Source organism: Streptomyces sp. NBC_01591, assembly GCF_035918155.1.
Classification (GTDB): Bacteria; Actinomycetota; Actinomycetes; order Streptomycetales; family Streptomycetaceae; genus Streptomyces.
Window position 1 is genome coordinate 1,806,430 of the sequence record NZ_CP109327.1, and the last position, 12,913, is coordinate 1,819,342.

The 12,913-nt window shown below is 70.7% G+C and carries 14 protein-coding genes; 4 read left to right on the forward strand and 10 right to left on the reverse strand.

Annotated features, from left to right (window positions below):
• Positions 1–16: 16 nt before the first annotated feature.
• Together OG978_RS08420 and OG978_RS08425 are read right to left on the reverse strand one after the other, a co-directional pair.
• A complete protein-coding gene (locus tag OG978_RS08420) occupies positions 17–688 on the reverse strand; it encodes a methionine ABC transporter permease (RefSeq protein ID WP_326764593.1) in 672 nt (223 codons plus the stop codon).
• The gene (locus tag OG978_RS08425) at positions 685–1,746 is read right to left on the reverse strand and encodes a methionine ABC transporter ATP-binding protein (RefSeq protein ID WP_326764594.1); all 1,062 of its coding nucleotides are present in this window, start codon (positions 1,744–1,746) and stop codon (positions 685–687) included. The genes OG978_RS08420 and OG978_RS08425 overlap by 4 nt, the downstream gene beginning before the upstream one ends.
• 660 nt (positions 1,747–2,406) lie before the next feature.
• Here OG978_RS08425 and OG978_RS08430 point away from each other — a divergent pair.
• Together OG978_RS08430 and OG978_RS08435 are read left to right on the forward strand one after the other, a co-directional pair.
• Entirely contained in the window at positions 2,407–2,766 is a 360-nt protein-coding gene (locus tag OG978_RS08430; RefSeq protein ID WP_326764595.1) for a hypothetical protein, read from the forward strand.
• A 2-nt stretch (positions 2,767–2,768) separates the two neighbouring features.
• Entirely contained in the window at positions 2,769–3,206 is a 438-nt protein-coding gene (locus OG978_RS08435; RefSeq protein WP_326764596.1) for a hypothetical protein, read from the forward strand.
• 4 nt (positions 3,207–3,210) lie between these two features.
• On the opposite strand, the gene OG978_RS08440 is transcribed toward OG978_RS08435, so the two are convergent.
• From OG978_RS08440 to OG978_RS08450, 3 genes are all read right to left on the reverse strand, one after another.
• On the reverse strand, positions 3,211–3,714 hold the full coding sequence (locus OG978_RS08440; RefSeq protein ID WP_326764597.1) for a GNAT family N-acetyltransferase: 504 nt from the start codon (positions 3,712–3,714) through the stop codon (positions 3,211–3,213).
• Positions 3,715–3,750: 36 nt separating this feature from the next.
• On the reverse strand, positions 3,751–4,317 hold the full coding sequence (locus OG978_RS08445) for a sigma-70 family RNA polymerase sigma factor (RefSeq protein WP_326764598.1): 567 nt from the start codon (positions 4,315–4,317) through the stop codon (positions 3,751–3,753).
• Positions 4,318–4,411: 94 nt separating this feature from the next.
• Positions 4,412–5,584: a glycerophosphodiester phosphodiesterase gene (locus OG978_RS08450; RefSeq protein WP_326764599.1), complete on the reverse strand. Its 1,173-nt coding sequence runs from the start codon at positions 5,582–5,584 to the stop codon at positions 4,412–4,414.
• Between the two features lie 234 nt (positions 5,585–5,818).
• Between OG978_RS08450 and OG978_RS08455 the strand changes: the two genes are divergently transcribed.
• Positions 5,819–6,490, forward strand: coding sequence for a lysophospholipid acyltransferase family protein (locus tag OG978_RS08455; RefSeq protein ID WP_124718788.1), 672 nt, complete (start codon positions 5,819–5,821; stop codon positions 6,488–6,490).
• Between the two features lie 94 nt (positions 6,491–6,584).
• Here the strand turns inward: OG978_RS08455 and OG978_RS08460 are convergent, their stop codons facing one another.
• Positions 6,585–8,129 carry an MFS transporter gene (locus OG978_RS08460; protein ID WP_326764600.1) on the reverse strand — a complete coding sequence of 515 codons (1,545 nt, stop codon included), beginning with the start codon at positions 8,127–8,129 and terminating at the stop codon, positions 6,585–6,587.
• On the reverse strand, positions 8,126–8,677 hold the full coding sequence (locus OG978_RS08465; RefSeq protein WP_326764601.1) for a TetR/AcrR family transcriptional regulator: 552 nt from the start codon (positions 8,675–8,677) through the stop codon (positions 8,126–8,128). The genes OG978_RS08460 and OG978_RS08465 overlap by 4 nt, the downstream gene beginning before the upstream one ends.
• An 83-nt stretch (positions 8,678–8,760) precedes the next feature.
• Here OG978_RS08465 and OG978_RS08470 point away from each other — a divergent pair, with 83 nt between their 5' ends.
• Complete coding sequence (locus OG978_RS08470; RefSeq protein ID WP_326764602.1) at positions 8,761–9,285, forward strand: hypothetical protein; 525 nt, start codon at positions 8,761–8,763, stop codon at positions 9,283–9,285.
• Positions 9,286–9,375: 90 nt separating this feature from the next.
• On the opposite strand, the gene OG978_RS08475 is transcribed toward OG978_RS08470, so the two are convergent.
• The 3 genes from OG978_RS08475 to argH all read right to left on the reverse strand — a co-directional run bounded on the left by OG978_RS08475 (position 9,376) and on the right by argH (position 12,888).
• Positions 9,376–10,275: a sigma-70 family RNA polymerase sigma factor gene (locus OG978_RS08475; RefSeq protein WP_326764603.1), complete on the reverse strand. Its 900-nt coding sequence runs from the start codon at positions 10,273–10,275 to the stop codon at positions 9,376–9,378.
• A 95-nt stretch (positions 10,276–10,370) separates the two neighbouring features.
• Positions 10,371–11,342: an aldo/keto reductase gene (locus tag OG978_RS08480; protein WP_326764604.1), complete on the reverse strand. Its 972-nt coding sequence runs from the start codon at positions 11,340–11,342 to the stop codon at positions 10,371–10,373.
• A gap of 112 nt (positions 11,343–11,454) precedes the next feature.
• A complete protein-coding gene (gene argH, locus OG978_RS08485; protein WP_326764605.1) occupies positions 11,455–12,888 on the reverse strand; it encodes an argininosuccinate lyase in 1,434 nt (477 codons plus the stop codon).
• Positions 12,889–12,913 lie beyond the last annotated feature (25 nt).

The following is a 12,913-nucleotide window of genomic DNA, read 5'->3' on the forward strand; positions in this document are numbered from 1 at the left end:
GAGCGGAGAGGAAGTCTCAGGAGGCGGTGCGGCCCCGGCGGGCCAGCAGGCGTACGGCTCCGTCGCCGATCAGCTGGATCACGGTCACGATGACGATCAGCAGCGCGACGGTGATGAGCATGAACTGGTTGTCGAAGCGCTGGAATCCGTAGGTGACGGCCTTGGAGCCGAGCCCTTCGCCGCCGACCGCGCCGGCCATCGCGGAGTAGCCGATGAGCACGATGACGGTGGTGGTGACGCCCGAGATCAGCGAGGGCAGCGCCTGCGGCAGGAGGACCTTGCGGACGATCGTCGGGATGGATCCGCCCATCGACTGGACGGCCTCGACGAGCCCGTGATCGACCTCGCGGACGGCGGTCTCGACGAGCCGGGCGAAGAACGGGATGGCGCCGACGGAGAGCGGCACGATCATCGCGGACGGGCCGATGAAGGTGCCGACGACCCAGGTGGTGAAGGGGATCAGGGCGATCAGCAGGATGATGAACGGCAGCGAGCGGCCGATGTTCACGATCACGCCGATGACCTTGTTCACCGGGGTGTTCTGGAGCAGTCCGCCCTTGTCGGTGAGGACCAGCAGGACGCCGAGCGGCAGTCCCACGAGCACGGTGACGACCGTGGACCAGAGCACCATGTAGAGGGTGTCGATGGTCCCCTGGGTGAGCAGCGGCTGCATTTCGGACCAGGTCACTTCGCCACCTCCTTGGTGAGCGGGGCGGGGGTCTGTACAGGGATGGCGGGGCCGTCGTTCTCCACGACCTCGGCCTGGAGGCCCTGCTCGCGCAGGAAGCCGATCGGGACGACGTTCTCCTCGAAGCGGCCGGGCAGCTCGATGCGCATCCGGCCGATCTGCTTGCCGCCGACGGTGTCCATCGCGGCGCCCAGGATCGAGATGTCGATGTTGTACGTGCGGGAGAGCTGGGAGATCACCGGCCGGCCGGCGGCGTCACCGTGGAAGGTGACGTCGACGACCGTGCACTCGGGGCCGGAGGCCGTACCGCCGACGGGGAACAGTTCGCCGGCCAGTTCGGAGCCGGGGGTGGCGAGCAGTTCGCCGACGGTACCGGACTCGACGATGCGCCCCTTCTGCATCAGCGCGGCGGAGTCGCAGATCGTCTTGACGACGTCCATCTCGTGCGTGATGAGCAGGACGGTCAGGCCGAGCTGCTGGTTGAGGTCGCGCAGCAGCTGGAGGATGGAGCGGGTGGTCTCGGGGTCGAGGGCCGAGGTCGCCTCGTCGGAGAGCAGGACCTTGGGGTCCCCGGCGAGGGCGCGGGCGATGCCGACGCGCTGCTTCTGGCCGCCGGAGAGCTGGCCGGGGTAGGCCTTGGCCTTGTCGGCGAGGCCGACCAGGTCGAGGAGTTCGAGGGCCTTGCGGGAGCGGTCCCTGCCGGAGACGCCGAGGATCTCCAGCGGGAGTTCGACGTTGTCCTGGACGGTGCGGGAGGCCAGCAGGTTGAAGTGCTGGAAGACCATGCCGATGCGGCTGCGCGCCTCACGCAGTTCCTTGCCGGCCCGGCGGCCGCGTCCGGCGAGTGCGGTGAGGTCCTGGCCGGCCACCGTCACGGTGCCGGAGGTGGGGCGCTCCAGGAGGTTGATGCAACGGATCAGGGAGGATTTGCCGGCGCCGCTCTGTCCGATGACGCCGTACACCTCGCCTTCGCGGACGTGCAGGTCGACGCCGTCCAGGGCGGTGACCTCGCGGCCGCGCGACTGGTAGACCTTCGTGAGGCCCGAAGTGGTGATCACAGGGGTTTCCGTCACTGTCGAGTGCGCGGCGCGATGTCCGCCGGGCACGGGGCATTCGTCTGATGAGACTGTTGGGACGTTTCGATCGGACGTTCCAAGCGGGGGTCTCGGCACGGCTCGGGGCGGCGGTTGGCCGGGCAGCGGTGCTGGGGCAGGCTCGTTCCGCTGGATGCGGACGGCTCGGGCTCGGTCTCGCTTCGGGGCGCGAGGAGCGGGCTGGGGCCCTCAGAAGGTGCGCATTCGACACATACAACGAGCACCGGGCGTCGTGATCGCCTCGGTCGCAAGGATGCGGTTGCTCGTCGTGGTCATGTCCCAAGTAAAACAGACGCCGCCCTGTCCGAATAGCGGACAGGCGTGGATGGTGCCGTGAGACAGTTCGGCCGGTTGTCGCGGTTTCCGCTCCCACGGCTGTGACCTGCACCGATACGGCGGAGAGGGCATCGACGGCCGCATCCGCCACCGGCTCGGAACGCTCATGGGTTGTGGCCAAGGCCACGGTCGCCGCCCCGACCGCCCGTCCGGCCCGCAGCCCGCCGGGGGTCGGCCCCCGGCGGGGGCCGGGGCGCGTACCGCCGGGGGCCGGGGCGCGTACCGGGGGCGCGTACCGGGGGCGGGGGCGCACGCAGGGGGTCGTTTGGCCCGTAATACCCTCAGCTCATGCTTGTCGCCCTGACGGTCGCGGTCGCCGTGGCCGCGCTCGCCCTCGCCGCCTGGTGCGGATTCGCCGCGTACCGGGACCAGCCGACCAAGGACTGGCACTTCATCGGGATGGCCGTGGTCTCGCTGCTGGCGCTGGCCCAACTGGTGGTGGGCATCGTGCAGCTGTCCCGGGGCGAACGGCCCGAGCAGGGCATGACGATCTTCATCGCGTATCTGATCGGGTCCTTCCTCGCGGTGCCCGCGGCCGGTTTCCTGTCGCTGACCGAGCGGACCCGGTGGGGTTCGGTGACGGTGGCGGCGGGCGCGGTCGTGCTGGCCGTCCTCGAAGTACGGCTCTACGACATCTGGGGAAACTGACCGTGACCGACACCCATCGCACCCCCGCGGCGGCCACCGGCGAGAAGCAGCCCTTCGACCTGGGTACAGGCCCCGGCCGGGTACTGGTCTGGTTCTACGGGGTGTTCACCGTCGCGGCCGCCTCCCGCTCGATCGTCCAGATGATCCTGGACTTCGGCAGGGCCCCCCTCGCCTATGTGCTGTCGGCCGTCGCCGCGCTCGTGTACGGGTTCATCACGTACTCGCTGGTGCGTGGGGGCGAGAAGGCGCGCAGGACGGCGCTGGTGTGCTGCGCCGCCGAGCTGCTGGGCGTGCTGGTCGTCGGGACCTGGACGATGGCGGAGCCCTCGGCGTTCGCGGACGCCACCGTCTGGTCCGACTTCGGCATGGGCTACCTGTTCATTCCGGTGATCCTGCCGATCACCGGAATGATGTGGCTGCGCCGGGCGAGGACGGCGTAGCCGCTCAGGCGCTGGCCACGTACGCCGGTTTCGTGGCGTCCTTCTCCAGCAGGATCATCAGGACGCCGTCCCGGCCGGTCTCGTTGCCCACGGGGGCGTATCCCGCCCGCCGGTAGAGCCGCAGATTGCCCTCGCTGCGATGACCGGTGTGCAGCCGGAACAAGGTGGCCGACCGCTCGTCGGCGAGTCCCGCCTCCGCCGCCCGCAGCAGCCGGGCACCGAGGCCGTGGCCCTGGAGCCGGGGGTGGACGCAGAGCCTGCCGATCTCCCCCGCACCGTCCTGGCCGATGGTTCCCCGGACCGAGCCGACGACTTCGTCACCCAGCCGCGCCACGAACACCAGGTTCGTGGCGATCTCGGCGAGCAACGAGTCGAGGGTCTGGACGAGCGGGTCGATCCGGTAGTTCCCGTACAGCTCCGCCTCGCTCTGGAAGCAGAGGTACTGGAGTTTCAAGATCTCTTCGGCGTCCTGTGCCGTCGCCGCCGAGATGATCACGCTCATGCCCATGTGCGCATGCCTCCGCCCACCTGATCCACCGGTTGTCTAACGCTCCTTTCCCCGCAGTTCAGGAGCCGCAACCTCCGCCGCGAGCATTCTGCGCAGACATCCAAGGCAACGGGAACGGATCGGACCCAAACTCCCCTGTGACATACCCAACTTCCCTGCGATTTCCCGGTAGGTGGGATCGCCCGGCGCGAGCATCGCCGTCAGCAGCCGGGCGCACCTGCCGGGCAGCCGGTCCACCGCCGCGCGCAGCTCGCGGCGTTCCTCGGCACCGACGGCGAGCCGCTCCGGGCAGCCGGCCGGATCCGCGGCGGCGTCGTCGCGGTAGGGACGTTCGTGCCGGGCGGTGCGGCGGGCCCTGCGGGCCTCTGCACGTACGGCGTCCCGGACCCAGCGGGCCGGGTCCGCCGGCGGCCCCTCCCCCGCGAGCCGCTCCAGCAGCCGCAGCCAGACGGCCTGTTCGAGATCGGCCGGTTCGATTGCCGCGCCCGTCACCGAGGCGGCCGCCTCGGCCATGGCCTCGGCGCTCACCAGCGGACGCAGGGCACGGACGACGGACGAAGTGGCGGGGGCGGGCCCCGCGGGAGCAAGATCGATAAGCGTCATGCCCCGGCCGACGCGCTGGCACCGGCGGCCGGTTGCCGCGCCGGGCGAGCACCACCCGACCGGGGCACGCCCCGGCCGGGTGCTGACGCGGGTGTCACTTCGCGGCGAAGTCCGCCGCGGCGAGCAGGGCCGTGTCCGGGTTGTCGGAGAAGACGCCGTCGATACCCGTCGCGAAGTACGCCTGGAACGCGCCGAACGCGTCACCGTAGGCAGTGGGGTCCGTGCCTCGCCGGAAGTCGGCGGGCAGGAAGTTGTTCTCGTTGCGCATGGTGTAGGGGTGCAGGACCAGGCCCTGGGCGTGCGCGTCCGTCACCAGGGTGGTCGGTGCGGTGAGCCGCCCCGAGGCGTCCTTGGGGATGATCAGGTCCAGGGTGGGGCCGATGCCCTGCGCGAAGGAGGCCATCCACTTCAGCCCCTCGGGCTTCACCAGGTCCGCCACGGTGCGCGGATCACCGGACGTCACGAAGTCCCAGGGGCGCTCGCCCGCGCCGGAGAGCAGCACGACGCGCGGGGTCGTGACGAGCCGCGCGAGCCGCTGGATGCTGCCGGGCTCGAAGGACTGGAGGATGAGCGGCGACTGCTTGCGGTGCCGGTTGTAGCGGCGCAGCAGCTTGGCGAGCGGCTCCTCGAGTCCGAGGCCGAGGCCGCGGAAGTAGGTGGGGTGCTTGGTCTCGACGTACAGCCAGACGGGCTTTCCGCGCCTGCGGCCCTCGCGGTCGGCCCAGCGCAGCACCTCCTCGAAGGTGGGGATCTCCCAGCGGCCGTCGTAGAGCGTGTTCTCCTGACGGGTACCGGGGATGCGCTCCTTGGCCCGCAGCGTCTTCAGTTCGGCGAGGGTGAAGTCCTCGGTGAACCAGCCGGTGAGGGAGACGCCGTCGACCTTCTTCGTGGTCCTGCGGCTCGCGAACTCGGGGTGGGCGGAGACATCGGTGGTGGCGGTGATGTCGTTCTCGTGACGGCATACGAGGTGGCCGTCCCTGGTCGGCACCAGGTCCTGCTCGACGATGTGCGCGCCCATGTCGAGGGCCAGCTGGTAGGAGCCGAGGGTGTGCTCGGGCCGGTAGCCGCTGGCGCCGCGGTGTCCGATGACGGTGGGCACCGGCAGGTCGAGGCGGAAGCCGTGGCCGCCGTGGCGTTCGGAGGTGTTCCCCGCGGTGTCGGCGGCGGCCGGGCCGCCGGCCAGTCCGAGGGCGGCCGTGCCCAGTACGGCGGCTCCCGCTCCCAGCATGGTTCTGCGGCCGGGACCGGCCTGCGCGCGCTCAGTCATGAATGCTCCTCGCGTGTGATGTCTGGCACCTGTCGGGCGAGGCCCGAGCGTAGGCAGCAGTACCGTCGTGGGGGCAGCTCCTGGACGAACATGGCGGAAACTCACGTCAACACCACGTATCCGCTCCGTGAACCCGATGTGCGATCAGCCAGTAGCCGCGAGTATCGTCCTCACCTGCATGGACCGTCACGATCCCGCACCTCGGCCGGCCCGGCCACTACACCGGAGGAACCGTTGTCCCGACACGCACTCATCAAGGCAGTGCTCGGACCGATCTTGCGCCTCATGTTCCGCCCCCAGGTGGAGGGTGTGGAGAACATTCCCGGAGACGGTCCGGTGATCCTCGCGGGCAACCATCTGACGTTCATCGACTCGATGATCATGCCCATCTGCTGCGACCGGCCGGTGTTCTACATCGGCAAGGACGAGTACGTGACGGGCAAGGGGCTCAAGGGCCGGGCGATGGCCTGGTTCTTCACCGGCTGCGGCATGATCCCGGTCGACCGGGACGGTGGCCGCGGCGGTGTCGCGGCGCTGATGACGGGCCGTCGGGTGCTGGAGGAGGGCAAGGCGTTCGCCATCTACCCCGAGGGCACCCGCTCCCCCGACGGCCGCCTGTACCGGGGCCGCACGGGCATCGCCCGGCTGACGCTGATGACCGGCGCGCCGGTGGTGCCGTTCGCGATGATCGGCACGGACAAGCTGCAGCCCGGCGGAGCCGGCCTGCCGCGTCCCGGCAAGGTGACGGTCCGCTTCGGCGAGCCGATGGAGTTCTCCCGTTACGAGGGCATGGACCGCGACCGCTATGTGCTGCGGGCGGTGACCGACTCCGTGATGGCCGAGGTGATGCGGCTGTCCGGTCAGGAGTACGTCGACATGTACGCCACGAAGGCCAAGGCCGCGTGAGCTGACGCGGGACGCAAGCAACAAGCAGACGGAAGGGCCCGTACCCCGGTTTGGGTGGTACGGGCCCTTCCGCATGTCGTCGTGACCCGGGCGGCTACTGGTGCACGATGCCGTCCTCCAGCTTCTGACCGCGCAGCAGGAACCACGCGGCGACGGCCGTCGCCAGCAGGACCGCCGCGCCGACACCCGCGGCGAGCCGCAGCCCCTCGACGAACGCGTCCTGCGCCGCGGAGACCAGCGCCTGTCCCTGCTGGGCCGGCAGACCGTGGGCCGCCTCGACCGCGCCGCCCAGCGATTCATGGGCCGCGGCGGCATCGGCCGACGGGGTGCCCTCGGGCGATTCGAACGTCTGGTAGACGCCGGTGACGATGGAGCCGAGCAGGGCGATGCCGAGGGCCGCGCCGAGTTCGTACGCCGTCTCGGAGACAGCGCCGGCGGAGCCCGCCTGCTCCTTCGGGACGCTGGAGAGGATCACGTCGGAGGTGACGGTGAAGGCGAAGCCCGCACCCACGCCGACGATGAGCAGCACCGCCCCGATCAGCGGGTAGGCGGTCTCCTTGTGGATCAGGGTGACCGCGGCGAGCGCCAGACCGATCGCCCCGAGTCCGCCGGTCACCACCGTGCGCACCGAGAAGCGACGGGCCGCCCGGCCGGCGATCAGACCGGCAACCACCGCACCGACGGCCGCGGGCAGTTCGGCGAGACCGGCCTCCAACGGCCCGCGTCCCTGAACCAGTTGGAGGAACTGGGAGAGGAAGAAGACCAGTCCGGACAGGCCGAGGATGGTCAGCAGGTCGGCGAGGACGGCACCCGAGAAGCCCCGGTGATGGAAGAGCCGCATGTCCAGCAGGGGTGCGGGAAGCGTGAGTTGCCTGCGTACGAACCAGCTGAGCGCTGCCACGCCACCGATGCCCGCGGCGACGGTCCCCCCGCTCGGGCCGTGCGCCGCCAGCTCCTTGACGGCATACACGACGCCGATCATGCCGATGAAGGAGAGCGCGACGCTGACCAGGTCCCAGGGGCCCGGGGCCGGGTTCCGGGACTCGGGGATCATCTTCGCGCCGACGACCACGAGGACCGCCATGACCGGCAGGTTGATCAGGAAGACCGAGCCCCACCAGAAGTGCTCCAGCAGAAGTCCGCCGACCACGGGGCCGACGGCCGCTCCGGCGGAGGCCATCGCTCCCCAGATCCCGATGGCGAAGCTGCGTTCGCGCGGGTCGTGGAAGAGGTTCCGGATCAGGGCGAGCGTGGACGGCATCAGGGTGGCGCCCGCGACCCCGAGCAGCGCCCGCGCCAGGATCATCATCTCGGGGGTGTGCGCGTAGGCGTTGAGCACGGAGACCGCACCGAACGCCGTCGCACCGCACAGCAGCAGCTTCTTGCGGCCGATGCGGTCGCCGAGGCTGCCCATCGAGACCAGGAGTCCGGCGATGACGAAGGAGTAGACGTCGCCGATCCACAGGAGCTGGGTGCCGGTCGGTTCGAGGTCCTCGGTGAGGAACGGGGTCGCCAGGCCGAGGACGGTGGCGTCGATCGCCACGAGCAGCACGGCGAGGACGAGCACGGCCAGGGCGATCCACCGCCCGGGACGGTGCAGCTCTTCCGGGGCTTCCACCCGCTGTTCGACACGGCTCATTGCTCCACGCTCCGGCGTGCACCGCCGAGCAGCAACTCGACGATCATGTATTGGAAGTCCTGGCTCGCGACCCGGCCGTCCTGGACGGCCCAGGCGCCGGACGAGATGAGTCCGTAGAGGGCCTCGGTCAGCCAGGCGGGGGTGAGGTCGATCCGGAATTCGCCGCGCTCCTGGCCGCGTCTGAAGAAGGCGGAGACCCGGGCATCGAGGCGGTTCCAGCCCTCGTTCACCTCTTCGCCCTCGAAGAGCTGGTTCTCGGTGACGAGGAAGGAGAGCAGTCCGGCGCTCGGCTCGACGGCCGCGACGAGGCGGCGCAGCGCCTCCTGCGCGGGGCCCTCGTCGAGGGCGGCGGCATCCAGAGCCGCTTCGAACTCCTGGATGCCCAGGTTCTCCAACGCTTTGACCAGGGCGTCCCGTCCGGCGAAGTGCCGGTGCAGGGTGGCGCGTCCGATGCCTGCGGCTCTGGCGACCTCGTCCATGGTGGCGGTCGATTTGCGGGTCAGCAGAGCGGCGGCGCTGCGCAGCACCTGCTCACGGTCAATACTCATGAGACAACCATAGGCCATATGAGACAAAAATGTCTCACCGAGAAGGTGTGCCCTCTCCGGAAGGAAGGGAGGACCATGGCGCCATGAAGCCGCTGCTGCTGATCGACATCGACGGTCCCCTCAATCCCTACGCGGCACTGGCACACCACGGGGTACCGGATGGTTACGCGAAGCATCTGATGCGGCCGACGGGGTGGAACTACGGGCCGCCCCTGCCCGTCCTGCTCAACCCGGAGCACGGGAAGGCGCTGCGGGCGCTGGCCGGCCGCTACGAGCTGGTCTGGGCGACGACCTGGAAGGACGAGGCCAACACCTGGGTCGGACCGCACCTCGGGCTGCCCCCGCTGCCGTACATCGACTGGCCGTCGATGCATGACAGCGGGCCGGACGGCACGTACTGGAAGACGCGGTACGTCGTGGAGTACGCGGCCGGCCGGCCGTTCGCCTGGGTCGACGACGAGATCGCCGAGCAGGACCGGGCGTGGGTCCTCGGCCAGGGGGTCACCGAGACGCTGCTCCGGTGGATCGATCCGGGGATCGGGCTGCTGCCGTCCGATTTCGCGGCGCTCGCGGCGTGGGCGGACGGCGGCCCGCGGGACGGGCGCTGAACCCGCCGTACGACCGCCACACGTGGGCGCCCGCGCGGCGGGCACCCCGGCGGCCGTCGCCGACCGGTCCCGTCCAGTCGTTGAGAACCGTCAGTCGTTGAGAACCGTCAGATCGAGGCCGGGGAGACGGTCCGGGTCATTGATCACGTCCATCTCGACGACCTTCCCCCCGGCGACCGTGAAGATCATGACCGCGAACCGGCGGCCCTCGTGCGCCGCGATGACGGCCGGCTCCCCGTCGACCAGTGCGGGCTGCGACGACCGTGCGAACGGCGCGAACATCATCGCCCGACGGGCCACGGCCGCGGCGCCCCGCACCAGGACCGGGGCGCCGACACCGCCGGCACCGACGTCGGACCGCACCACCACGTCCGGATCGAGCACGGCCACCAGGGCCTCGAAGTCACCGTCGCGGGCGGCGGCCAGGAAGGCGGCGACGACCTCGCGCTTGCGGGCGAGGCCGGGATCCGGCACCGGGTCCACGCCCTGCACCCGGCGCCGGGCCCGGCTGGCGAGCTGCCGGGTCGCGGCCGGGGTACGGTCCACGACGCCGGCGATCTCGTCGAAGGGCACGGCGAACATGTCGTGCAGCACGAAGGCGAGCCGCTCGGCGGGGTCGAGAGTCTCGAGCACGACGAGCATCGCGAGACCGACCGAGTCGGCCATCAGCGCCTGCTGCTCGGGGTCGGCCTCCGACCGTTCGCCGAGGTCCGGGCCGGGGCCGTGCTCCTCGGGCGCCCCGGTGTCGAGTGGCTCCTCGCGGCGGGAGCGGCGGGAGCGGAGCATGTCCAGGCACACCCGCCCGACGACCGTCGTCAGCCAGCCGCCCAGGTTCTCGATCGCCCGGTCGTCGGAACGGCTGAGCCGGATCCAGGCCTCCTGGACGGCGTCCTCCGCCTCGCTCGCCGAGCCGAGCATCCGGTAGGCCACGGCCTTCAGCTGTGCCCGGTTCTCCTCGAAGCGCTCCGCCAGGAACTCATGTCCGTCCACAGTCACATTCCTCCGTCGTGTTTCCGTCACAGCACTGACGGACGGAACCCCGTCGATGTGACGGACGGCCCGCGCCGCTCCGCGGCGGTGTCCGGTCAGCTCCAGCGCAGCCCGGCGCGGTGCCGCCAGTACGCCTCCGGCTCCTCCACCAGCGCGTCGAGCCGGGCGCGCCGCTCCTCGTCGAGGTCGACGACGGCCGCGTGCAGGTTACCGGCGAGCTGGTCGACGGTCGCCGCGCCGGAGAGCACCACCCCGGCCCAGGGCTGGTACAGCACGAGCGCCAGCGCGACCGCGTCGCTGCCGAGACCGGCATCCGCGGCGACCTCCTGGACCACGGCGGGGGCTTCCGTCCCGGCGAGCCGCCCGTTGGCCAGGGCTTCCTTGACGATCACGGTGAGGCCGGCGGCATGGGCCTCGGCTAGCGCCGTCCCGGCCGAGGTCTCCAGGGCGTTGTAGGTGGCCTGGACCGTACGGAAGAGCGGTTCGCCGTCCACGGTGACGGTCAGGGCGGCCCGGATCGCGTCGGCCTGGGCGGGCCCGCTGGTGGAGAGGCCGACACTGACCCCTTCCGCGGCGAGCGCGGCCAGCCGTTCGTGCAGTTCCTTGTCCGTGAGGGCCGGGCTGTCGGCGGTGACCGAGTGGATCTGGTAGAGGTCGAGGCGGTCACCGAGCAGCGCGTCGGTCTCGGCACGCTGGCGCACGAACGCGGCGAGGCTGTGGTCCTTGACCTCGTGCGCGTCGGCCTCGACGCTCCAGTCGGCCGTGTAGGTGTAGCCCCACTTGCTGCCGATGACGGCATCGTCCACCTCGGGCCGTGCCGTCAGCCAGTCGGCCAGGAACTCCTCCGAGCGGCCGTAGGAGCGGGCGGCGTCGAAGTAGCGGACGCCCTGTGCGTAGGCGGCGTCGAGCAGCTCGTGGGTGCGTTCGCGCATCGCCTCGACGCTGCGGTCGGCAGGCAGATCGCGGTCGCGGTGGAGGTTGATGTAGCCGGGCCTGCCGACCGCCGCCAGGCCGAGCCCGATGTGGGCGGTCGGAGTCGTCGCTGTGGCCAGCCGGGCGAAAGGCATCGTGGGGCTCCTCGTCGATCGGTGCGCTCCCCGTCAACGTAACCCAGCTCACGGAAACCGGAAGGCGGGGAGCGTACGACCGCTCCCCGCCCCGTTACCGCTCTCCTCGCGGTCAGTTCTTGGCGTCGGCCCACGCCTGCTGGACGGCGAGGTCGGCCTTCACCTCGGCAAGCTGGACGGCCACGGCCGACGGGGCCGTACCGCCGCGGCCGCTGCGGGACGCGAGCGCACCGGCCACGTTGAGGACCGTGCGGACCTCGGGGGTGAGGTGCTCGGAGATCTTGGCGAACTGCTCGTCGGTCAGCTCGTCGAGCTCGATGCCGTGCTGCTCGCACTCCTTGACGCACTCACCGGCGACCTCGTGGGCGACGCGGAACGGCACGCCCTGCTTGACCAGCCACTCGGCGATGTCGGTGGCGAGCGAGAAACCGGCCGGGGCCAGCTCCTCCATGCGCTCGCGGTTGACGGTGAGGGTGGCCATCATGCCGGTGAAGGCGGGCAGCAGGACTTCCAGCTGGTCGCAGGAGTCGAAGACCGGCTCCTTGTCCTCCTGAAGGTCGCGGTTGTACGCGAGCGGGAGGGCCTTCAGCGTGGCCATCAGGCCGGTCAGGTTGCCGATCAGCCGGCCGGACTTGCCGCGGGCCAGCTCGGCGATGTCCGGGTTCTTCTTCTGCGGCATGATCGAGGAGCCGGTGGAGAAGGCGTCGTGCAGGGTGACGAAGGAGAACTCCTTCGTGTTCCAGATGATGACCTCCTCCGCGATCCGGGAGAGGTTCACGCCGATCATCGCGGCGATGAAGGCGAACTCGGCGACGAAGTCGCGGGAGGCCGTTCCGTCGATGGAGTTGCCGACGGACCCGTGCTCGAAGCCGAGGTCGGCGGCGACCGCCTCCGGGTCGAGCCCGAGCGACGACCCGGCCAGCGCGCCGGAGCCGTACGGGGAGACGGCGGTCCGCTCGTCCCACTGGCGCAGCCGCTCGGCGTCCCTGGACAGGGACTGTGCATGGGCCAGGACGTGGTGGGCGAAGAGCACCGGCTGGGCGTGCTGCAGATGCGTACGGCCGGGCATCGCGACATCCGGGTGCGCCTCGGCGAGGCCGACCAGCGCGCCCTGCAGTTCGGCGATCAGACCGCCGATGATCCGGGCGTGGTCGCGCAGGTACATCCGGAAGAGCGTGGCGATCTGGTCGTTGCGGGACCGGCCGGCCCGCAGCTTGCCGCCGAGGTCCGGGCCGAGGCGTTCCAGCAGTCCGCGCTCCAGTGCGGTGTGGACGTCCTCGTCGGCGATGGTGCCGGTGAACGAGCCGTCGGCGACATCGGCTTCGAGCTGGTCGAGACCGGCGATCATGCGGTTCAGCTCGTCCTCGGTGAGCAGGCCCGCCTTGTTCAGGACGCGCGCGTGGGCTCGGGAACCGGCGATGTCGTAGGGCGCGAGCCGCCAGTCGAAGTGGACGGAGGCGGACAGCTTGGCCAGCGCCTCGGCCGGACCGTCGGCGAAGCGGGCGCCCCAGAGGCGTACGTCGCTGTTGCCGTTGCCGTTGCTCACTGCGTGCTCCTCGGAAGAACAGGGT